This window comes from Haloferax larsenii (assembly GCF_024730625.1).
Taxonomy (GTDB): domain Archaea; phylum Halobacteriota; class Halobacteria; order Halobacteriales; family Haloferacaceae; genus Haloferax; species Haloferax larsenii.
This window is the reverse complement of the sequence record NZ_CP078063.1, coordinates 1,932,711-1,952,386: the sequence shown is the minus strand read 5'-3', so window position 1 is coordinate 1,952,386 and position 19,676 is coordinate 1,932,711. Positions and strand designations below refer to the sequence as shown.

Annotated in this window: 20 protein-coding genes; 11 read left to right on the top strand and 9 right to left on the bottom strand. The window is 61.9% G+C overall.

The window, feature by feature from the left end:
* Positions 1-147: 147 nt before the first annotated feature.
* The 10 genes from purB to KU306_RS10100 all read left to right on the top strand — a co-directional run bounded on the left by purB (position 148) and on the right by KU306_RS10100 (position 9,296).
* Positions 148-1,539, top strand: a complete 1,392-nt coding sequence (gene purB / locus KU306_RS10145) for an adenylosuccinate lyase (protein ID WP_258301868.1) — start codon at positions 148-150, stop codon at positions 1,537-1,539.
* A 308-nt stretch (positions 1,540-1,847) separates the two neighbouring features.
* Positions 1,848-2,921, top strand: a complete 1,074-nt coding sequence (locus tag KU306_RS10140; protein WP_007539275.1) for a glucose 1-dehydrogenase — start codon at positions 1,848-1,850, stop codon at positions 2,919-2,921.
* The gene (gene gfcR / locus KU306_RS10135; RefSeq protein WP_007539273.1) at positions 2,918-3,550 is read left to right on the top strand and encodes a transcriptional regulator GfcR; all 633 of its coding nucleotides are present in this window, start codon (positions 2,918-2,920) and stop codon (positions 3,548-3,550) included. The genes KU306_RS10140 and gfcR overlap by 4 nt, the downstream gene beginning before the upstream one ends.
* A gap of 200 nt (positions 3,551-3,750) precedes the next feature.
* Positions 3,751-4,095 carry a glutaredoxin family protein gene (locus tag KU306_RS10130; RefSeq protein WP_007539271.1) on the top strand — a complete coding sequence of 115 codons (345 nt, stop codon included), beginning with the start codon at positions 3,751-3,753 and terminating at the stop codon, positions 4,093-4,095.
* Positions 4,096-4,239: 144 nt separating this feature from the next.
* Positions 4,240-4,803 (top strand): DUF7110 family protein, encoded by a 564-nt coding sequence (locus KU306_RS10125; RefSeq protein WP_049918540.1) that lies wholly within the window; start codon positions 4,240-4,242, stop codon positions 4,801-4,803.
* Positions 4,804-4,941: 138 nt separating this feature from the next.
* Positions 4,942-5,913 carry a phosphoadenosine phosphosulfate reductase family protein gene (locus KU306_RS10120; protein WP_007539267.1) on the top strand — a complete coding sequence of 324 codons (972 nt, stop codon included), beginning with the start codon at positions 4,942-4,944 and terminating at the stop codon, positions 5,911-5,913.
* Positions 5,914-6,046: 133 nt separating this feature from the next.
* Positions 6,047-7,000 (top strand): phosphoadenosine phosphosulfate reductase family protein, encoded by a 954-nt coding sequence (locus KU306_RS10115; protein WP_258301867.1) that lies wholly within the window; start codon positions 6,047-6,049, stop codon positions 6,998-7,000.
* A 35-nt stretch (positions 7,001-7,035) separates the two neighbouring features.
* Complete coding sequence (locus KU306_RS10110; protein ID WP_258301866.1) at positions 7,036-7,698, top strand: DUF8127 domain-containing protein; 663 nt, start codon at positions 7,036-7,038, stop codon at positions 7,696-7,698.
* A gap of 164 nt (positions 7,699-7,862) precedes the next feature.
* Positions 7,863-8,534, top strand: coding sequence for a hypothetical protein (locus KU306_RS10105; RefSeq protein ID WP_258301865.1), 672 nt, complete (start codon positions 7,863-7,865; stop codon positions 8,532-8,534).
* A 51-nt stretch (positions 8,535-8,585) separates the two neighbouring features.
* Positions 8,586-9,296, top strand: a complete 711-nt coding sequence (locus tag KU306_RS10100; RefSeq protein ID WP_007539260.1) for a diphthine--ammonia ligase — start codon at positions 8,586-8,588, stop codon at positions 9,294-9,296.
* Positions 9,297-9,384: 88 nt separating this feature from the next.
* On the opposite strand, the gene KU306_RS10095 is transcribed toward KU306_RS10100, so the two are convergent.
* The gene (locus tag KU306_RS10095) at positions 9,385-10,359 is read right to left on the bottom strand and encodes a nucleotidyltransferase family protein (RefSeq protein ID WP_258301864.1); all 975 of its coding nucleotides are present in this window, start codon (positions 10,357-10,359) and stop codon (positions 9,385-9,387) included.
* Between the two features lie 114 nt (positions 10,360-10,473).
* Between KU306_RS10095 and KU306_RS10090 the strand changes: the two genes are divergently transcribed.
* Entirely contained in the window at positions 10,474-10,773 is a 300-nt protein-coding gene (locus tag KU306_RS10090; protein WP_007539256.1) for a transcriptional regulator, read from the top strand.
* A gap of 6 nt (positions 10,774-10,779) precedes the next feature.
* On the opposite strand, the gene KU306_RS10085 is transcribed toward KU306_RS10090, so the two are convergent.
* From KU306_RS10085 to hpt, 8 genes are all read right to left on the bottom strand, one after another.
* On the bottom strand, positions 10,780-11,625 hold the full coding sequence (locus tag KU306_RS10085; protein ID WP_258301863.1) for an SRA domain-containing endonuclease: 846 nt from the start codon (positions 11,623-11,625) through the stop codon (positions 10,780-10,782).
* 63 nt (positions 11,626-11,688) lie between these two features.
* Positions 11,689-12,372: a type 1 glutamine amidotransferase domain-containing protein gene (locus KU306_RS10080; protein WP_258301862.1), complete on the bottom strand. Its 684-nt coding sequence runs from the start codon at positions 12,370-12,372 to the stop codon at positions 11,689-11,691.
* A gap of 87 nt (positions 12,373-12,459) precedes the next feature.
* Positions 12,460-13,764, bottom strand: coding sequence for an ABC transporter ATP-binding protein (locus tag KU306_RS10075; RefSeq protein WP_258301861.1), 1,305 nt, complete (start codon positions 13,762-13,764; stop codon positions 12,460-12,462).
* Positions 13,761-14,840: an ABC transporter ATP-binding protein gene (locus KU306_RS10070; RefSeq protein WP_258301860.1), complete on the bottom strand. Its 1,080-nt coding sequence runs from the start codon at positions 14,838-14,840 to the stop codon at positions 13,761-13,763. Before KU306_RS10070 ends, KU306_RS10075 begins: the two co-directional genes overlap by 4 nt.
* On the bottom strand, positions 14,837-15,994 hold the full coding sequence (locus tag KU306_RS10065) for an ABC transporter permease (RefSeq protein WP_007539248.1): 1,158 nt from the start codon (positions 15,992-15,994) through the stop codon (positions 14,837-14,839). The genes KU306_RS10070 and KU306_RS10065 overlap by 4 nt, the downstream gene beginning before the upstream one ends.
* On the bottom strand, positions 15,994-16,968 hold the full coding sequence (locus KU306_RS10060; RefSeq protein ID WP_007539246.1) for an ABC transporter permease: 975 nt from the start codon (positions 16,966-16,968) through the stop codon (positions 15,994-15,996). Before KU306_RS10060 ends, KU306_RS10065 begins: the two co-directional genes overlap by 1 nt.
* Positions 16,969-16,984: 16 nt before the next feature.
* Positions 16,985-18,853, bottom strand: coding sequence for an ABC transporter substrate-binding protein (locus KU306_RS10055; RefSeq protein WP_258301859.1), 1,869 nt, complete (start codon positions 18,851-18,853; stop codon positions 16,985-16,987).
* Between the two features lie 201 nt (positions 18,854-19,054).
* On the bottom strand, positions 19,055-19,621 hold the full coding sequence (hpt, locus tag KU306_RS10050; RefSeq protein WP_007539242.1) for a hypoxanthine/guanine phosphoribosyltransferase: 567 nt from the start codon (positions 19,619-19,621) through the stop codon (positions 19,055-19,057).
* Positions 19,622-19,676: the final 55 nt, after the last annotated feature.

The following is a 19,676-nucleotide window of genomic DNA, read 5'->3' as shown; positions in this document are numbered from 1 at the left end:
GCGGGCGAATATATCCTCGTTTGTGTATATGTATTCGAAGACTTCGGGCGAAACGGGCGACAAATATTCACACCTATGCCTACATTCGTGTTCCGGCGCGGAGCCGAACCACCACCGTTTAACCCCCCGCACCGAGTCAGGTCAGCCATGACCGACGCCGACCGGAACGACCCGCTGTATGCGGTGTCACCGCTCGACGGGCGCTACGCCTCCCGAACAGCACCGCTGGCACCGCACGTGAGCGAGGCCGCGCTCATGCGTGCTCGTGTGCACGTAGAAGTCGAATATCTTCTCGCGCTTTCGGACCTCGACGAGACGCCGCTTTCGTTTTCGGACGCCGAGCGCGCGGACCTCAGAGCGCTCTACGAGGAGTTCGACGCCGACGACGCCGACCTGGTAAAGCGCCTCGAAGTCGAGGGCGCAGAAGGGTTCTCGGCGACGAATCACGACGTGAAGGCCGTCGAGTACTTCATCCGCACCGAGACGCCGGAGTCGGTCCACCCGTGGATTCACTTCGGGCTGACCTCCGAGGACGTGAACAACCTCTCGCACCGGCTGATGGTCAAGGGAGCCGTCGAAGAAGTCCTCGTGCCCGAACTCCGCGAGGTTCGCGACGAACTCGTCGCACTCGCACAGGAGTACCGCGACGTCCCGATGCTCGCGCGCACCCACGGCCAGCCCGCCACGCCGACGACGTTCGGCAAGGAGATGACCGTCTACGCCTCTCGCGTTGGTCGCGCACTCGCCCGCATCGAAGCCGCGAACGATGCAATCTCGGGCAAACTCGCCGGTGCCTCGGGGACTTATGCGGCCCACGTCGCCGCGTACCCGGATGTCGATTGGCGCGCCTTCTCCCGCGAGTTCGTCTCGTCGCTCGGCTTCGAACACACCGCGCTGGCGACGCAGGTCAACCCCTGTGACGACCTCGCGGCGCTGTTCGACGCCTTCCGCGGCGTCAACAACGTCATTCTCGACCTCGACCGCGACGCGTGGCTCTACGTCTCGGACCGCTATCTCGGACAGGAAGCCGTCGAGGGCGAAACTGGCTCGTCGACGATGCCCCACAAGGTCAACCCCATCGACTTCGAGAACTCCGAGGGTAACCTCTCGAAGGCGAACTCGGACCTCACGTTCCTCGCGGACTACGTGACTACCTCGCGCCTTCAGCGCGACCTCTCGGATTCGACCGTCAAGCGCAACATTGGAGCCGCGTTCGCTCACTCGCTTATCGGCTACAAGAAGACGCTGGCCGGACTCGGCAAGGTCGTCCCGAACGAACACGTCATGCGCGAAGAACTGGACGACACGCCCGCCATCATCGGCGAGGCGGTGCAGACGATTCTCCGACGCGAGGGCGACACGCAAGCCTACGAGCGGGTGAAGGAACTCACTCGCGGACGCGAAGTGACGCTCTCTGACTTCCACGACCTGTTTGCCGACCTCGACGTAAGCGAAGAGACCCGCGAGGAACTGCTGGCGCTCACGCCTGCGACCTACGTCGGACTCGCCGACGAACTCGTCGACGACGCCGACAACTGAGTAGTCGGATTCGTTTCTCGTTTTTCGCGTCTCTCTTCGTTCGCTCGCTTCGCGCGCTGTGAGACACTCGTCACTCGGTGGTAAGTAGCAGAAACGTACCGCGGATGCCGGCCAACTGGGCACGGTCGTCAGCCGGTAGCGGTACTGGCACGGGATTCGGTGAACGCCGACACGGTTGGGCTGGACAGTTGGTCCGCACGAGGCGGCGCGTCATGGGCTGGTAGGACGACGCGGGGCGTCCACCGTACTATCAATTATTTACTCAGCATAGAATAAGTCTTTTGGTGGGGTGGTGCGTTTGTCCTCATATGAAGGCTATCGCCGTCAAGCGCGGGAAAGAAAAACCGGTCGTCATCGAGAAACCGCGACCGGAACCCGAGGCAGGGGAGGCACTCGTTCGGACGCTCCGCGTCGGAGTGGACGGAACCGACCACGAGGTCATCGCCGGGGGGCATGGGGGGTTTCCTGAGGGGGAAGACCACCTCGTCATCGGTCACGAAGCAGTCGGTGTCGTCGTCGACCCCAACGACTCCGAGTTAGAAGAAGGCGACATCGTCGTGCCGACGGTTCGCCGCCCGCCTGCGTCGGGGACGAACGAGTACTTCGAGAAGGACCAACCCGACATGGCCCCCGACGGCGCGTACGTCGAGCGCGGCATCGTCGGCGCGCACGGATACATGTCCGAATACTTCACCAGCCCCGCGAAGTACCTGGTTCGTATCCCTCGGTCGCAAGCAGAACTCGGCTTTCTCATCGAACCTCTCTCTATCACCGAAAAGGCGCTCGAACACGCCTACGCGACCCGGTCGGCGTTCGACTGGGACCCCTCCTCGGCGCTGGTTCTCGGAAACGGCAGTCTCGGTCTGCTGACGCTCGCGATGCTGAAGGCTGACGACAAGGCCTACGAGTCGCTCTACTGTCTGGGCCGCCGTGACCGACCCGACCCGACCATCGACATCATCGAAAAACTCGGCGGGACGTACGTCGATTCGCGGGAGACGCCGGTCGACGAGATTCCGGAGACACACGAGCACATGGACTTCATCTACGAGGCGACGGGCTTCCCGAAGCACCCGATTCAGTCGGTGCAGGCGTTGGCTCCGAACGGCGTGGCTGCCCTCCTCGGCGTCCCGAACGACTGGTCGTTCGAAGTCGACGCCGGGGCGTTCCACCGTGAGATGGTGCTGCACAACAAGGCACTCGTCGGGAGCGTCAACTCCCACGTTCGCCACTTCGAGGCCGCGACAGTCACGTTCACGAAGCTTCCACGGTGGTTCCTCGACGACCTCGTCACTGGCGTCTACCCGGTTTCGGAGTTCGAGGAAGCGTTCGACGACGACGACACCACTATAAAAACGGCCATCGAATTCGGCACTGTATGAAGAACGTCGACGACCTCATCGCCAGCGCTGCCGAGCTGGCGGACCGAGGTCTCTCGAAAGGAGAGATTGCAGACGAACTCAACGTCTCGCGCGAGACGGCGAGCTGGTTGGTCGAGCGGAGCGGTACCGCGACCGAACCCGAACCGGTCGAAGAGCCCGACGGCCCACACGACATCCACGTCGACTGGAACGCCATCGGAAGCGGTGGCGCTCGCCTCACGTACGTCGGGCGCGCGCTCGCCGACCTGCTGACCGAGTCCGACGGCCCTGCCGAGGTCACGGTCGGTATCGAGAAAGCGGGCGTCCCCCTCGCGACTGTCGTCTCCCGCGAACTGGAGACCTCCCTCGGGTCGTACTCCCCCGCGAAACACCAGTGGGACGAAGGCGACATCGACGACATCAGCGGTGGCTTCTCTCGGAACTTCGCGCCGGTCGAAGGCCGCGAGTGTTTCATCGTCGACGACACCGTGACCAGCGGCACGACGCTCAAAGAGACCATCGAGGCCATCCGTGCCGAGGGCGGCGTCCCGCTCGCCTGTGTCGTCATCGTCGACAAACAAGGCGTCGAGGAAATCGACGGCGTCCCCGTTCACTCGCTTATCAACGTCGTCCGCGTCGGCGAGCAGTAACGTCGCCGGCGACGCGACGTATTCGGTGACGCAACGTCTTCCGTGGCACGACCATTCCGTGACGCGACGCAGTCCGTGACACGACCATTCCGTGACGCGACGCAGTCCGTGACACGACACCTTCTGTGATGCGACGATTTCTGTGACGTAACGCAGTCCACGACGCAACCCATTTGTCGTCGCGGCCGCTACGTGGTGCCATGACGTTCCAACCGGAGAGTTTCGACCCAGACGAGGTCGACGCGCGCGTCGAGGAAGCCATCGAGAACAACCACGTCGTCCTGTTCATGAAGGGGAACCGCCTGATGCCCCAGTGTGGCTACTCCGCGAAGGCGCTCGAACTCATCTCGACGTACGTCGACGAATTCGAGACAATCGACGTCCTCCCGGCGCTGCCGCACTTCCGTGAGGCACTCGACGAACGGAGTGGCTGGGAGACCATCCCCCAAACGTTCGTCGACGGCGAGTTCATTGGCGGGAGCGACATTCTCGAAGAACTCGACGAGCGCGGCGAACTCGAATCGACACTCACTGACGCCAACTAATCGCCCGACTGCGGGGGGATTGTTCCAACGAATCGCCATCAAATCGAAAGGGGAGGCAATATAAGCCTTCGCTGCGTAAGACAACACAGGTATCGAAACCGCGTGTGCCCGCACCGTGGCTCATCGTCGATACCGAAGCCAACAATGTCAGGCCGCGTATATCGACTTCATTCGACGCTGGAACTGCCACTCGAAGAGGTAATGGATTACTTCGAGAACGACCCCGACCTCCCACCGGAGGTTGAGGACGTGGACATCACGCGCCGCAACAACACTCTCATCATCAAGGCCGTCTCCGCCGACGACAACCTCAGCAAGTACACGCCGACGGCCCAACTGAAAGCGAGCGTGACCGAGAACCGCGTGTACGAGGAGGAGCCACCCCGTGCGGGTGCGCCAGCCTGGGGTGAAGAAGAAGAGGAGATTCCGTCCGAACTCGTCGAGTTCGCCTGTTTCAAAGGCGACCTCGAAACCGTACTGCAGAACACCGCGCTTCAGTACCCCATGTTCCTCGTTCTTCGGGAGATTGCCCTGTTGTCCGAGAAGGGGACGCTAACCGCGATTACGGAAGACGACGGCGACCTGCAAGCCACGCGCATCGTCGAGGGCGAGAAGCGTGCTGCCTCGGTCGAAGTCGTCGAGAACCCACAGCAGAACTCGTCCGGTGACAGCGGTGTCAACTGGCGCGACAACAAGTTCATCTCCTGACCTCGCTCGGTCTCTCGTCTCGTATCCAACGACGACGAACTGAGTGTGCGGCCAGACCCTTGTTTTGTGGTAGCACACGACGGCTACCTCCGCAGACAAAAGGAATTTATGGCGCGTAATTATATGTAATTACGAGTCATGTCGCAAGCCTTCCCAGACTACCTCGACGTCGACTACACCGACGGTGAGGGGGAGACGCCGGACGACTACCCGAGTATCGAGGACAAAATCGAAAAGGCCATCGAAGTCACGAAACAGGGCCTCGAACAGTACGAAAACCCCGCCGTCATGTGGACTGGTGGGAAGGACTCGACGCTCACGCTCTACTTCATCAAGGAAGTCGCAGAGAAGTACGACCTCGAAGTCCCTCCGGCGGTCTTCATCGACCACTACCAGCACTTCGACGAAATCATGGACTTCGTCGAGCACTGGGCCGAGGAGTGGGACCTCGACGTCATCTGGGCGCGTAACGAGGACGTCGGCGAGTACGTCGACGAGCACGGTCTCGAACCCGGCGACGACATCGACGTCTCGGAACTCTCCGAGCACAACCAGCACCACATCCGCAACATCCTGGAGTACGACGAGGACACCTTCCCGTTCCTCCTCGACACCTACGTCGGCAACCACCTCCTGAAGACCGTCGCGCTCAACGACACGCTCGAAGAGTACGACATCGACGGCGTCATCTCCGGCGTCCGCTGGGACGAACAGGAAGCCCGCGCCGACGAGACGTTCTTCAGCCCCCGCCACGACCCCGACATCTACCCGCCGCACGACCGCATCCAACCCATCCTCCAGTTCGAAGAGAGCGCCGTCTGGGACGCCTTCTGGTACTTCGCGGTCCCGGACACCGTCGAGAACTACCCCGACGACGGCTACGTCCCCGAGAGCGACACCGACCTCCCCGAGGGCGTCGAACAGGAAGACATCCCGGTCTCGCCGAAGTACTTCGCCGGCTTCCGCAGCCTCGGTAGTGAAGTTTCGACGGACAAGTCCGCCGAAGAACCGGCGTGGAAACAGGACATGGCGAACACGACCGAGCGCGCGGGCCGCGCCCAGGACAAAGAGGACCTGATGGAGCGCCTGCGCGACCTCGGCTACATGTAACACGCGGCGACCATTCTTCGACGACGAGGTTTCTTTCGGCGGTCGTTTTTTTCTTGCCTAACGGTCGATAATGGCCGCTTACCGACTCGTTAGCGCGAAAACATAGATATCCGTTCCACCCGATGAGTGAGTCATGGTTGTTGCCTTCCCGGAGTATCTCGACCTCGATTACAGCGCGGGCCGAGAACAGACCGCGTCCGACTATCCGACCCTCGAAGACAAACTCGAAAAGGCGGCCGAAGTCACCGCGACGGCGCTCGAACAGTACGAGAACCCCGCCGTCATGTGGACTGGCGGGAAGGATTCGACTGTCGTCCTCTACGTCGTCCGCGAAGTTGCCGCCGACATGGGCGTGCCCGTCCCGCCGGTCGTCTTCATCGACCACTTCGAGCACTTCGACGAGACAGAGGCGTTCGTCCACGAGTGGACCGAGAAGTGGGACCTCGACCTCGTCGTCGCCCGCAACGAAGACATCGCTCGTCTCGGTGCCGACCCGGGCGACGAACTCGCGCTGTCGGACCTGAGCGAGGAGACCCGACGCGAACTCGACCGCCTCGGCTACGAGGGTGACACGCTCGTCCTCGACGCCGACACCTTCGAGGGCAACCACCTCCTGAAGACCGTCGCCCTCAACGACGTGATTTCGGACCACGAGTTCGACGGCATCTTCTCGGGCGTCCGCTGGGACGAACAGGAAGCCCGCGCCGACGAGACGTTCTTCAGCCCCCGCCACGAGTCCGAGAAGTACCCCCCACACGACCGCGTGCACTCGATTCTCCAGTTCGAGGAGGCGGACGTGTGGGCGGCGTTCTGGAACTACATCGTCCCCGACTCGGTCGATGGCTACCCGGTGGGCCACGTCCCCGAAACGTCCGACGACCTCCCCGAGGGCATCGCTCCCTCGGACCTCCCCGTCTCGCCGAAGTACTTCGAGGGCTACCGCTCGCTCGGAACCGAATCCGGGTCGGCGAAGACCGAGGACCGCCCGGCATGGGTGCAGGACCTTGGCGCGAGCAAGGAACGCGAGGGCAGAGCGCAGGACAAAGAGGACCTGATGGGACGGCTTCGGGACTTGGGATACATGTAGAAAAATATACATTAGAACACTCACGAGGCACACTCGTGCCCTCGCTTGACCCTCCACAACGACGTCTCATTGTCCTCTCGCTCGGTGCTGCGGTCCTCTTCGCGGCTATCTTCGCACCCATTGGGTCCGTCTTTTGGACCTACGAGTACACCGCCGAACCCGTCGAACCAACCACTGCGGGACTCGACGGGTGGTTAGGCTGGCCCGAAAAGACCGCTGTGTGCGCTGGGTCCTGTACACTTGCGCCAACCGTCCGGGACGGCGGTCCACGAGTCGTCTCGAACCCGGCCTACGAGGGTGCGAACGCGTTCGATAGGGAGAAGACGCTCGTCGTGTTTCCGAACAACGACCACGCGTTCTACCGACCGAACGCCACACACTACGACAACGGCACGGTTCGTGTTGCACTCACTCCAGTCTCGAATGCCACGGCGCTCGAACTGGCGTCTACTCCAGCGAGCGCGCTCCCGCGAGGTGTGCAACGAATCGTTCGAGAAGGGACCGTTCGAACGGGTCGTCCGCTCATCGGGACTGAAGTCTGGAAACGTACCGACGCCGTCGTCTCGTACGACGGCTCGTACTACCGAGACTATGTGGCCACAGACCGTGAGAACATGAACGGCGCGCTGTTCATGGTCCGAATGGCCCTCTTTTTCACTGGGGTTGGACTCTGCTACTGGGCTGGTCGAATCGACTGACGCTGCCCCACGTTCCTTTAGCACCCACTGTGAGACGAATCGTCCCCACTGGGACCATTTGGCCCCACTTGGTTGGGAAACCCTATTATTGGGCTAGGTTGGTTCTAGCAGGAATTTTTTAGTGACAGTAGACAATAACAACCAATTGTTGGTGAGAAAGCCCAATGATTGAAACAACGATTCGAAACCCCGAGAAGCACGAGACGTTGAAAGCAGACAGCCAAGGCCGCGTCAACCTCGGCGTCAAGTACGCCGGTCGCGTCGTCGAAATCGTCGTCGCGGACTCCGAAGAAGAGCAGTCCGAGACCATTGGCCTCCAGCAGGTCATCGGCGACCGGCCGATGGAAGACCACGAACGACAGGGAATGCTGTTCGTCCGTCTGTTCGGTATCGACCACTCGCTCGTCGAAGACGGCGCTGAAGTGGTTGCCGACGACGACGACGACGCCAGTGTGCAGTCAGACGTCGTCGGTCTCTCCGACGTGGACTGGTCGAAGGGCTACCTCCTCGACGACGAGAACGTCGCTCGCTTCGAGTTCGACCAAGACGCCGACTCGCAGTTCCCGTTCAGCGAGGAAATCACGGCCGAACCCACGGGTGTGACGCTCGACGAAGACACCTACGACGACCCGGTGTACTGCTACGAGAACGACGCCGGTGACACCTCCGCGATAGCGGGTGAACTCGTCGCGCACGTCAAGCGTATCTTCGGATACGACCCTACCGAGGAGTTGTCGAACGTCCGCGTTCACCCCGACCACGCTCCTCGCCCGGTGATGTTCCGAGACCCCGACAGCGAACGATATATCGCGATTGCGCCGCGCGTCCCCGAGTAAGCCGAAACTCCACACCGTAGCGCCTATCTCCCCCAACCCGCTATCGCCCCCATGGCATCCGAGTGGGTCAGCCTCTTCTCCGGCGGGAAGGACTCCTCGTGGGCGCTTTACCGCGCGCTCGAAGAGGGACTGAACGTCTCCCGTCTCCTGACCGTCCACCCAAGCGACGACTCGTATATGTACCACGTTCCCGCGACGGACCTCACCGCCCTCGCGGCCGAGAGCATCGGCATCGAGCAAGTGAACGTCCATCCCGGCGACCTCGATGCGGCCGCCGCCGAGGACTCCGGCGCACAGGGTGACGCGGAACTCGAACCCCTCGAAGCGGCCGTCTCGGACCTCCAGTCGGAACTCGACGTCGCGGGCGTCACCGCGGGCGCTATCGAGAGCGAGTTCCAGACGAACCGGATTCAGGGAATGTGCGACCGCCTCGAAATCGACCTGTTTGCCCCGCTGTGGCAGGAAGACCCGTGGGACCTCGGCCACGCGATGCTCGACGCTGGCTTCGAAATCACGCTGATTCAGGTCGCGGCGCACGGCCTCGACGAGTCGTGGCTCGGCCGAACTCTCGACGCGGACGCACTCGCCGAACTCGCCGAACTCAACGACGACTACGGCGTCCACATCCTCGGCGAAGGCGGCGAGTTCGAGACGTTCGTCACCGACGGGCCGCATATGGACCGCCCAATCGAACTCGAATACGAGACGGTGTGGGAACGGACGCGCGGCCACCTCGACATTACCGACGCTTACCTCGGATAAACCGGTCGTCCGGGGGCGTCTCGGTCGGTACTCAGGAAACGTCGTAACTCACGACCGAGAAGGAGAGAAACCGAACCGATACAACGAGTTACTCTTTGTACCCGTTCGTCAACTGCGAGTGCGCGCCGATGAGCGCGTTCGAGAGGTCGAGGTTCTCGATTCGAGTCTCTTCGTCGACGATAGAGCCCTTGAGTTCGGCGTTTCGAATCGTCGCACCGGGGAAGACGACCGACTCTTCGAGGTGGGAGTCCTCGACGACCGCGTCGGCCATCACGTGGACGTTCGTGCCGAGCGTCGAGTTTTCGACGGTCGCACTCTCGTGAACGAAGTTCTCGCCGTCGAGATACCAGGCGACCGCGTCGAGATAGCTCTGGGGCGTTCCGATGTCGAACCACGCGTCGTCGAAGGTGTACGCAAAGAGGTCACCGTTTTTCTGGAGCCACTGCATGAACCACCCGGGTTCGTCGGGGTTGTTGTCGCCCGCGAGGTACTCGTCGAACTTCGGGAGGTCGTCCGCCGGGAGCGCGTAGCAGGCAATCGAGACGAGCGTACTCTTCGGGTCATCGGGTTTCTCCTGGAAGTCGATGACGCGGTCGCCGTCGAGTTGGACCAGCCCGTAGGATTTCGCGCGTTCGCGGCTTCCAACGTCGTAGGCGGCCAGACACGGCGCTTCCTTCTCGTAGAAGAAGTCGACGAAGTCGCCGACGTCGAAGCTGATGAGGTTGTCGCCGGCGATGACGACGAGGTCTTCGTCGACTTCCTCGCGGTCGATGAGTTGGGCGAGCGCGCCGACGACACCGAACTTCTCGTCTTCGGCACTCGTATCTTCGACAGAGAGCGTCGGCTTTTCGAACGGGGAGTCGGCGAGATACTCCTCGAACGCACCGGCGAAGCGCTCGTTCGTACTCACGAACACCTCCGAGACGCGGTCGTCGGCTTCGAGGTCCTCGAAGATTGTGTCGATGACGGTGTCTTCACCCACCGGCAAGAACATCTTCGGGCGATGTTTGGTAATCGGCCACAGACGCGTCGCGTACCCACCTGCAAGGACGACTGCTTTCATACCCTTGAGGTCCCGCCACGAGTTCAAGGCCTTTTTGCATCCTCTCTATTCTACTGACAATTCGCAGTCCGATTGGGCAGAAGGGATTTTCCCTTCGCCTCCCAAGGAGTCGATATGACCGACCGGGAGTCTTCTGCGACGACTCGACAGCGTATCGCCGACGCGCTCCGTTCTGACCCCGCGACAGCCTCCGAGCTTTCGACGACGGTTGGCGTTCCCGCCTCCTCGGTGTACGGCCATCTCCAGCACGTCGCACGGTCGATTCACGGCGACGACGACGAACAGTTCCTCGTCGCCCCGCCGGAGTGCCGAGACTGCGGCTTCAGCGCCTTCGACGACCCGGTGAACTACCCCTCGCGGTGTCCCGAGTGCCGAAGCGAGGGAATCGAAGAAGCCGTGTTCAAAATCGAGTAGCGACCCTCAGAACTGCGCGATATTTCTGTTGTGGTACTCGAGGTACGTCCCGTCGAGTTCGTGGTCCTCGCGGAGGTGTAACGTCGTTCCATCGAGTGACTGTTCGTAGGCGTGCGAGATTACGAGCGTGTCCGGGTCGACTGCAATCGTTCCGTAATCGAAGTCTGCGTGGTGGTCGGGACAGAGTACGAGCAGGTTCGAACGGACGTCTGGCCCCTCGTGTGGTTTTCCGAGTGGTTTGAGGTGATGGGCTTCTGCGTACCCTTGGTCGACCGCCCGACGGCGACGTGCACCGCAGACTTGACAGGTGAAGGAATATCGCTCTTTCAGGTCGAGCGCCTGCTGTGTGTTCCGAATGACTCTGCTCCGGGTCGATTCGGTTCGCTCAGGAGAAGCTAAGTCCGCTCCTGCTTCGACTGGGTCTACCCGCTCGCGTGCGTCCCGACGTCGCTGGAGCGTGAACCGGAACACGTCCCGGTCGCTCGAATCGAACGGTCCCTTTTCGCAGCGAAGGACTTCGACTTTCCCTTGGTATTCCCACTTGCCGTCGCCGCTTCCTCGGTGAAAAAAGAAGATTGGAAGCGGTGCCTCGATTGCATTTGCGAGGTATTTGTTCCCCGCGGTGAGCGTTTGGTCTCCGGTGCGACCCTCACCGATGTAGGTGAACTGCCCACCCGTGACGTCGTCGGCGTACGGACCGGTTTCCGAAGAAAATAGTCGAAGATAGCGCTGGTCGTCCTCGTCGTAGCAAATCTCGATTCCGCGGCCGGTCATACCTCGGTCGAACCGACGCTCGAGTTCTGCCCCGTCGAATTTCTCACCCGGCTCGAGCGAGAGTTCAGAGAGTTTCACACGAGCGCTAACGCCCGACCTGTCAAAGAATATTGCTTCTCGCCCGGTCGCGATGTCTCCTCGCTATTCGAGGTCCAGCTCGTCCAGCAGCGTCTGTGCCCCTGCCGCCGACGACCCCGGACCGCGGGCCGTAATCAGGTCGCCGTCGATGGTGACACTGGTCTCACTGTCGAGTTCAGCGTCCCAGTTGCCGCCGACGGCCTTCACCTCGTCTTCGACCCAGTACGGGAGCTTCCGACCGTCCGGAAGCAGGTCGGCGTCGTCGACGATGTCTTCCTCCCACTCGTTCGGGAAGCCGGTCACGTCGCGGCCGTCGACGAGGTACGAGCCGTCGGCTTCGCGGGTGAACGCGAGGATGCCGACCGCGTGGCAGACGACGAGAGCCTTACTCTCGTCGCCCGCAACAGCCTGCAGGAGCGCCTGTCGAGCGTGTCGGTCCTGATTGACGTCCCACGCGGTTCCGTGGCCGCCGGGGAACACGACCGCGTCGTATTCGCGGGCGTCGGCCGCCGCGAGTCGCTCGGGGTTCTGCAGTCGCTCGTCGGTTTCGTGGACCTCCACGACGTGCTCGGCGAGTTCCTCACCGACAGCATCGGGGTCGACAGAGCGCTCGTCGACGACCGGAACGTCGCCTGTCGGTGTCGCAACGGTGATATCGACGCCCGCGTCGGTCAGCGTCGTCAGCGGTTCGATACATTCCTCGCCCCAGTAGCCATGCTCGCTTACGATAAAGAGTGCTGACGTCATCGACGCGAGGTACGGACTGGGGATAAAAAGGCAGCCGGGAGGCGGAAACCCGCTGTGGGTTCTCGCCGAATCGTCGCAGTGCGTTGCTTAGTCGTCGCTTACGGGCGATTCGACAGTCACGCTCTCATCGACGAGGTGACAAGCGGCGGTCGACCCTCGCTCCGACGTTTCGAGGGCGGGGGCGTCCCGTTCGCACACGGTGCTAAACGCCTCGTCGAGGGTCCGTTTCGCGTTGTCGTGGTCGCCGGAGACGAGTGCGTCGAGGCCTTCCGAAAGGACTGTTTCTGCCGCCGCGTCCGAGAGCGTCTCGGGGATGTCGAACTCGCGTCGGAGTTCGCGCTTGACGGCGTCGTCGGGAACGGCCTCCGTGTCGTTTGCGACCCCCTCGGCGACGAGGAACGAACGCACGTCTTCGACATCGAGACCGCTATCGACGCGGAGTCGCAGGTCGAGGACGTGCCGCCACTCGTCTTGGTCGAGGTCGAACTCCGCGGGTGGGATGACCTCGGGACAGCGCGTGTGGAACCGGCAGCCAGACGGCGGATTCGACGGACTCGGCACGTCGCCGGTGAGTTCTATCTGCTCGTTGCGGCGGGTCGGGTCCGGCGTCGGAATCGACGAGAGGAGTGCGCGCGTGTAGGGATGTTGCGGGTCGGTAAACAGCGTCTCCGTGTCCGCAACCTCGACGATTTCGCCGAGGTACATCACGGCCACGCGGTCGCACACCTCGCGGACCACGCCGAGGTCGTGGCTGATGAACACGATAGCGAGGTCGAACTCGTCTTGCAAGTCGCGCATCAGCGAGATAATCTCGGCCTGGATGGACACGTCCAGCGCGGAGACCGGCTCGTCGGCGACGATGATGTCCGGATTGAGGACCAGCGCCCGCGCGAGGGCGATGCGCTGTTTCTGCCCGCCGGAGAACTCGTGTGGGTAGCGGTCGAAGTCCGACGCCGATAGTCCGACGCGTTCGAGCAGGTTCTCGACGATGCGACGGCGACGACTTCGGTCGCGCATCCCGTGGATTTCGAGCGGTTCGGCGACCGACTCGCCGACGCTCATCCGCGGGTCGAAACTCGACGACGGGTCTTGGAACATCATCTGCGCCCGTCGGCGGAAGGACTTCAGTCGCGTGTCGTCGAACTCGGTGATGTCCTCGCCGTCGAAGACGATATCGCCGTCTGTCGGGTCCTCTAACCGAAGGAGCGACGTCGCGGCCGTGGACTTGCCACAGCCGGACTCGCCGACCAGTCCGAGCGTCTCGCCAGATTCGACGTCGAAGGAGATGCCATCGACCGCTTTCACCCGGCCGACTTCCTTCTTGAGGACGCCCTCTGTAATCGGGTAGTGCTTCTTGAGTCCGCGAACCGACAGCAGTGGGTCAGAACTCATCGGTCGTCACCTCCGGATTCGCTCGCGTCTGCGGGCGTTCCGCCCTCGGAACCCCCATCGGTCGCAGTCGATTCCGAGACGGCGTCGCCCCGGATGACCGAGGCGTCGTATCCCGGACCGTAGTACACACAGGCGGCTTCGTGGTCGGTCCCCACGTCGAGCGGTTCCGGATGGTCGCCCGTGCGACAGTCGGCAGTCGCGTGCGGACACCGCGGATGGAATCGGCACCCCGCGGGCGGGTTCTTCGGGTCGGGGAGCGTGCCGCCGATGGGTTCCATCGACTTCCCCTGTCCGGGGAGACACCCGAGTAGAGCTTTCGTGTACGGGTGCGACGGCTGTTCGAACACGTCGTAGACGGGGCCGGTCTCCATCACCTTCCCCGAGTACATGACGACGACTCGGTCCGCGATTTCGGCGACGACGCCGAGGTCGTGGGTGACGAAGACGATGCTCATTCCGAACTCGTCTTGTAGGTCGCGGAGGAGTCGGAGAATCTGCGCTTGAATCGTCACGTCGAGCGCCGTCGTCGGTTCGTCGGCGATGAGGAGGTCCGGGTCGGCAGCCAGCGCCATGGCGATGACCACGCGCTGTTTCATGCCGCCGGAGAACTCGTGGGGGTAGTCGTCGATGCGGGCGGTCGCCTCCGGGATGCCGACGCGGTCGAGGAGGTCGATAGCGCGGTCGCGCGCTGCCTCTTTCGACACGTCTCTGTGGAGACGAATCGCTTCGACGATTTGCGCCCCGACCGGGTAGACCGGGTTGAGCGCGCTCTGCGGATTCTGGAAGACGTGGGCGATTCGGCCGCCACGAATGTCTTCGAGGCGCTTTTCGGACGCCTCGGTGAGGTCTTCGCCGTCGAACAGAATCTCGCCGCCGGCGATTTCTCCCGGCGGCATCGGGATGAGTTTCGTGATGGACTCGCAGGCGACCGTCTTCCCCGACCCGGACTCACCGACGACACACACCGTCTCGCCGCGCGCGACGTCGAAGGAGACGCCGTCGACGGCGCGAACAGTGCCTTCGTCGGTGTTGAACTGGACGTGCAGGTCGCGGATAGACAGAAGTGGGTCAGTCATGCATCTCCCTCCGAGCGTGGGTCGAGCGCGTCACGCAACGCGTCGCCGACGAAGTTGAACGCCAGCACGGTGAAAAACAGGAACACGCCGGGAATCGTCGCAATCCACCACGCGCTGTCGAGGTCGCCGCGACCCGAGGAGATGACCTGCCCCCACGACGGCGTCGAGGGGTCGGTCAGTCCGAGGAACGCGAACGTCGCTTCGAACAGGATAAACGACGGGATGAGAAGCGTCGCGGCCGTGATGACCGTGTTCGACACGTTCGGCATCAGGTGTCGGCGGATTATCCAGCCGTCCGAGGCCCCGGCGTTTTCGGCGGCCTGAATGTACGATTCTTCGCGTCGCTGGAGCGCTTCGGAGCGAACCAGTCGGGCGATACCGCCCCACCCGAGGAAGCCGAAAATCGTGATGAGTAAGAACAGACTCGGCTTGAACAGGTAGGTCACGATGAGGAACAGGAAGAACGTCGGGAACGTCTGCTGGATGTCGACGTAGCGCATCAGCAGTTCGTCGACGAGACCGGAGAAGTACGCCGCCGACGTGCCGACGACGGTCCCGATGCTGATGACGATGAGCATGGTGATGAGACCGACTTGCATGCTCACGCGCATGCCGAAGACGACGAGTCTGGCGATGCCTTTCCCGTCGCTGGTCGTCCCGAGTGGGTACTTCCACGTTCCGTGACACAGTCCGTCTGCGGCCTGTCCGACACAACTCGTGGGGACGCTGGAGTCGACGCTGAGGAACACCGGCGGTTGATACGCCGCGAGGACGTTCAACTCGGGTTTCGCGATGAGCATCGGCCCGAACGTCCCGAGGACGAACACCACGAGCAGGTAGATGGCGCTGATGACCGCAGCGCGGTTCTTCTTGAATCGCCGCCAGTAGTACGCCGTCAGACGGCGGTTTTCGGCGAGCGGCCACGCTACGAAGAACACGCCCGCGAGGAGCGTGAGGAGGAACAGCCAGTTCGTCCCCGAGACGAGTGCATCCTCGGTAAGGAACACGTCGTAGACGACTGCGACGAGGTACGCCAACGAAGAGACACCGAGTGCCAGCGTCCGCCGGGGGAAGCCGAGTCCACCCACGTCGTCCCAGTCAACATCCTCGAATCGCTCGGTTGCGGCCGTCTCGGAGCGCGTATCGGCCGCCATTATCGGTCACCGTAGCTGATTCGCGGGTCCAACACGGTGTAGGCGATGTCTTGGACGAGATTCCCGATGATTGCGATAAACACCGGGATGAGCGTCGTCGCCATGACGAGCGCCGTGTCCTGTTGGATAATCGCTTTGTAACTCAACAGCCCGAGACCGGGAATCTGGAAGACCACCTCCGTGATGTACGCCCCGGCGAACAGCAGGCCGAGGATGTCGGCGACCAAGATGGTCATGAGCGGCACGAGCGCCGGTCTGAAGATGTGCCGGACGAGGACGCGCCAGTCGTCTGCGCCCTTCGCCCGCGCCGTCTTCACGAAGTCGGCGTGGACGTACTCCAGCGCCTCAGCGCGGGAGTAGCGCATGTTGCCGGCGATGGCTCCAGTCGAGAGGACGATGATTGGCAAGATGAGTTGCTTGGCGTTCGCAACCGTCCAGACACCTCGTCCTGTTTGGTAGTAACTGGGTAACCACCCCAAGTCCACGGCGAACACCAGTATCAACATGATACCGAACCAGAAGTTCGGGATGCTGATGCCGAAGAAGGCTGTGAACGTCCCGAAGTAGTCGGTCAGCGTGTACTGGTGAGTCGCCGAATACAGCCCGATTGCGTACCCGGCGATGATGGAGATAAGCGTCGCTGGAACGGCGTACATCAACGAGTAGGGGTACGCCTGGGCGATGGCGTCTAACACCGGTTGGTTCCGCGTGAACGACCACCCCCAGTTGAGCGTCGCCATGTTCACCATGTAGTTCTTGTACCGGGTCAACAGCGGTTCGTCGCGGCCGGTAATCTCGTCGAACGTCTCCTGTGCCTCGTCCACGTCGCCACCTTGGGTCGCGGCTTTGAACGCGAAGGCCGTCTGGCCGTCACCGGGAGCGACGGCAAGGAGGCCAAAGGTGATACTCAAGATGAGATACGTCGCAATCACTGCCCACGCGACGCGGCGAGCGACGTACCAATGCATGCTCATCGGGGACCCTCCAGATTCACTCGAATTTGTAGTCGCCCGACAGGTTGTCGGCGAGCATCTGTTTGGCTTGCGCAGCGCCGTAGTTCTCGCCGATGCCGGTCTTTTCGACCTTCGAGTCGTCGAACCAGTCGGAGTATTCAGGCTGGTGCGTGTGCGCGACCTTGGCGTAGCCACGGTCGATGTTCTCGACGATGGTCTTCTTGTTCACACCCAGCGAGAGCGCCTTGCGGACTTCGCGGGTGCGCAGTTGGTCCCAGCCGTTGGCGCGCTGGTTGTACGCGAGAATCGAACAGAACGCGTTGGGCGTCTGGATGACCTTCGTCGACGAGAGGTCTTCGAACTTCTTCGCCTTCGAGGAGGGGAGCATCAACTGGTCGATTTCGCCAGTCTCGAACGCCGACAGTCGAGTCGACTGCTCGCCGAACACTTGCATCTTGTACTCCTCGAAGTTCGGCGTGCCGTCGTAGCCCTCGACGTCGCGGAGGTAGTAGTCCTCGTTGCGCTTGGCGACGAACACGGACTCTCGGTCCCAGCGCTCGAAGGTGTACGGCCCGAGGTTGCCGGAGTAGGTAATCTCCTGAATCGCCGTCGATTGGTTGAGTTTGTTGCCGCCGTCGTCCATGTCGCGGTACTTCTCGACGAGACCCTTCGGCAGGCACATCGCACCCCACATAATCGGCTTCTTGATGAACGCCGGGTCGACTTCGGGGAGCTGGATTTCGAAGCTCAGTTTCCCCGTCTTCTCGACCGGGATTGGCTCTTCGCCACGGAACCATTTGGACTGGTTCACGTCGCCCGCCCAGTTGTCCTCGGCCTGATGGACTTCCTTGATGTAGTACACCCAGTCGTCGGCGGTCATCTGGCCGTAGTCGCCACCCCACTGGAGGTTGTCACGGAGGGTGAACTCGTAGTTCTGCTTGTCGTCGGTGTCGATGGACTCGACCCATCGGTAGACGACTTCGTTGTTGTTGTCGAACGAGTACGCTCCGTCGAGCGTGAGCCCGAGACGGTCCGAAGACGACTCGTCGTTGATGCGAATCGGATTGAGCGTCTTCGCGTCCGTACCGGCACCGTAGCTGTAGCCGCCGGACATCGTCGCCGAGCCACCGGATTCGCCACGGAAGTACTGCTGGTAATTGTATCCGATGCTTTGCCCGGGTTTGATACCCTGCACGTCCTTCTGGAAGCCGTTGAGGTCCACGGAGAACTCGTAGAAGTTCACCGGTTGGTCGTGGCTGAGGACGCCGAAGACGTTGGCGAGGAGTTCCTGACGCTTTGCCTCGTCAGTCTCCTGGGATGCTTCGTCGAGCATGCCCGCGATGTCCTCGCTCGGGCGATAGCCGTAGAAGTTGACCGTAGACTGTTTTCGCTTCTTCTCGCTCGTCCAGAAGGGTCGAATCGAGGTCGGCGTTCGGGGATAGGAGTTGAAGCCGATGCCGAGCATGAGGTCCCACTGCTCTTGGCTCGTGGCCTCGTCGCGCGGGCCGGCGTTGAACGAAGAACGCTCCTCGCCGTCTTCGGGTTTGTACGTGTTCTGGGCGTACTTCGACAGCATCGTGTTGAACGGAACACCCGTCAACTCGACACCGATTCCCATCTTCCCATACTCCTGTTTCATGAACTGGGCGATGGTCTTGGTCGTCTCGCTGCCCGTGCTGTAGACCATGCTCAGCGAAACCTGTTCGCCGTCGGGTCCGACCAAGGTGTCACCGAGGTCCCCGGCGGGCGTCGCGGTCGAATCGCCGCCACCGCCACCGCCGTCGCCAGCGGTGGTCGTGGTGTCGTCGTTCCCACCAGTACATCCTGCAAGACCGACAATTCCACCCGCACCAAGCGTCCGAAGGAGTGACCGTCTATCTAGATTGACATTGTTACGTGATGCCATATCGTCACTGACAGTCAATAATGTAAATAACCTTCGATTATTTATGGTATGACACCGACACCCCGAAGCTGTCTTCGAAAACGAATGAACTATTTAATTGAGGCCAAAGAAGTGATAAACTCGATTCAACCGAGACGACAATGTCTCAATCGGCGATGTATCTATATTCCGTAAATACAAAGTGAGGAAAAAGTCCGCGCTTCAGTCGTCGCCGTGTTGGTCGACGATGACGACTTCGCCGTCTTCGACGGTGACGTTGATGAGCGTCTTGACGTGGTGTCCGGAGTCGTCGAGTTCGTTCGGCCCGGCCTTCTTGATGATTGCCACGGTGTCGACGACGTCCGCACCGATGTGGTCGAGCGCGTCGAGGACGGCCTTCATCGTGCCACCCGTCGAGAGCACGTCGTCGAGGACGAGGACGCGGTCGCCCTCGTTGACGTCGTTGATGAACATGTCGCCCTCGGAGTACCCGGTCTGCTGGTGGAGCGAGACCTCACCGTCGAGACCGTACTCGCGCTTTCGGATGACGACGAGCGGAATATCGGTCATGAGCGACACGGCGGTGGAGATGTGAATCCCCATCGCTGCGGGCGTGACGATTTTGTCGACGTCTTCGAGGTTGGCCTTGCGGATGATCTTGATGACGATTTCACGGAGGAGCCCGGGCTTGAGCATCGGAACCCCGTCGCTGATGGGATGCACGAAGTACTCGTAATCGCCTTTTTCGATGATCGGCGCGTCGAGAAGGGACTGACGCAACTGGTCCATGACGCCCGTTCCCGGTGTTCGGCATAAAATGTGGCGGTTCGCGGTCTCACGGAGA

Bases quoted from the DNA above. Each gene is read 5' to 3' on its own strand.
- purB (WP_258301868.1), top strand. From the start codon at position 148: ATGACCGACGCCGACCGGAACGACCCGCTGTATGCGGTGTCACCGCTC.
- KU306_RS10140 (WP_007539275.1), top strand. From the start codon at position 1,848: ATGAAGGCTATCGCCGTCAAGCGCGGGAAAGAAAAACCGGTCGTCATC.
- gfcR (WP_007539273.1), top strand. From the start codon at position 2,918: ATGAAGAACGTCGACGACCTCATCGCCAGCGCTGCCGAGCTGGCGGAC.
- KU306_RS10130 (WP_007539271.1), top strand. From the start codon at position 3,751: ATGACGTTCCAACCGGAGAGTTTCGACCCAGACGAGGTCGACGCGCGC.
- KU306_RS10125 (WP_049918540.1), top strand. From the start codon at position 4,240: ATGTCAGGCCGCGTATATCGACTTCATTCGACGCTGGAACTGCCACTC.
- KU306_RS10120 (WP_007539267.1), top strand. From the start codon at position 4,942: ATGTCGCAAGCCTTCCCAGACTACCTCGACGTCGACTACACCGACGGT.
- KU306_RS10115 (WP_258301867.1), top strand. From the start codon at position 6,047: ATGGTTGTTGCCTTCCCGGAGTATCTCGACCTCGATTACAGCGCGGGC.
- KU306_RS10105 (WP_258301865.1), top strand. From the start codon at position 7,863: ATGATTGAAACAACGATTCGAAACCCCGAGAAGCACGAGACGTTGAAA.
- KU306_RS10100 (WP_007539260.1), top strand. From the start codon at position 8,586: ATGGCATCCGAGTGGGTCAGCCTCTTCTCCGGCGGGAAGGACTCCTCG.
- KU306_RS10095 (WP_258301864.1), bottom strand. From the start codon at position 10,359: ATGAAAGCAGTCGTCCTTGCAGGTGGGTACGCGACGCGTCTGTGGCCG.
- KU306_RS10090 (WP_007539256.1), top strand. From the start codon at position 10,474: ATGACCGACCGGGAGTCTTCTGCGACGACTCGACAGCGTATCGCCGAC.
- KU306_RS10080 (WP_258301862.1), bottom strand. From the start codon at position 12,372: ATGACGTCAGCACTCTTTATCGTAAGCGAGCATGGCTACTGGGGCGAG.
- KU306_RS10075 (WP_258301861.1), bottom strand. From the start codon at position 13,764: ATGAGTTCTGACCCACTGCTGTCGGTTCGCGGACTCAAGAAGCACTAC.
- KU306_RS10070 (WP_258301860.1), bottom strand. From the start codon at position 14,840: ATGACTGACCCACTTCTGTCTATCCGCGACCTGCACGTCCAGTTCAAC.
- KU306_RS10065 (WP_007539248.1), bottom strand. From the start codon at position 15,994: ATGGCGGCCGATACGCGCTCCGAGACGGCCGCAACCGAGCGATTCGAG.
- KU306_RS10060 (WP_007539246.1), bottom strand. From the start codon at position 16,968: ATGAGCATGCATTGGTACGTCGCTCGCCGCGTCGCGTGGGCAGTGATT.
- KU306_RS10055 (WP_258301859.1), bottom strand. From the start codon at position 18,853: ATGGCATCACGTAACAATGTCAATCTAGATAGACGGTCACTCCTTCGG.
- hpt (WP_007539242.1), bottom strand. From the start codon at position 19,621: ATGGACCAGTTGCGTCAGTCCCTTCTCGACGCGCCGATCATCGAAAAA.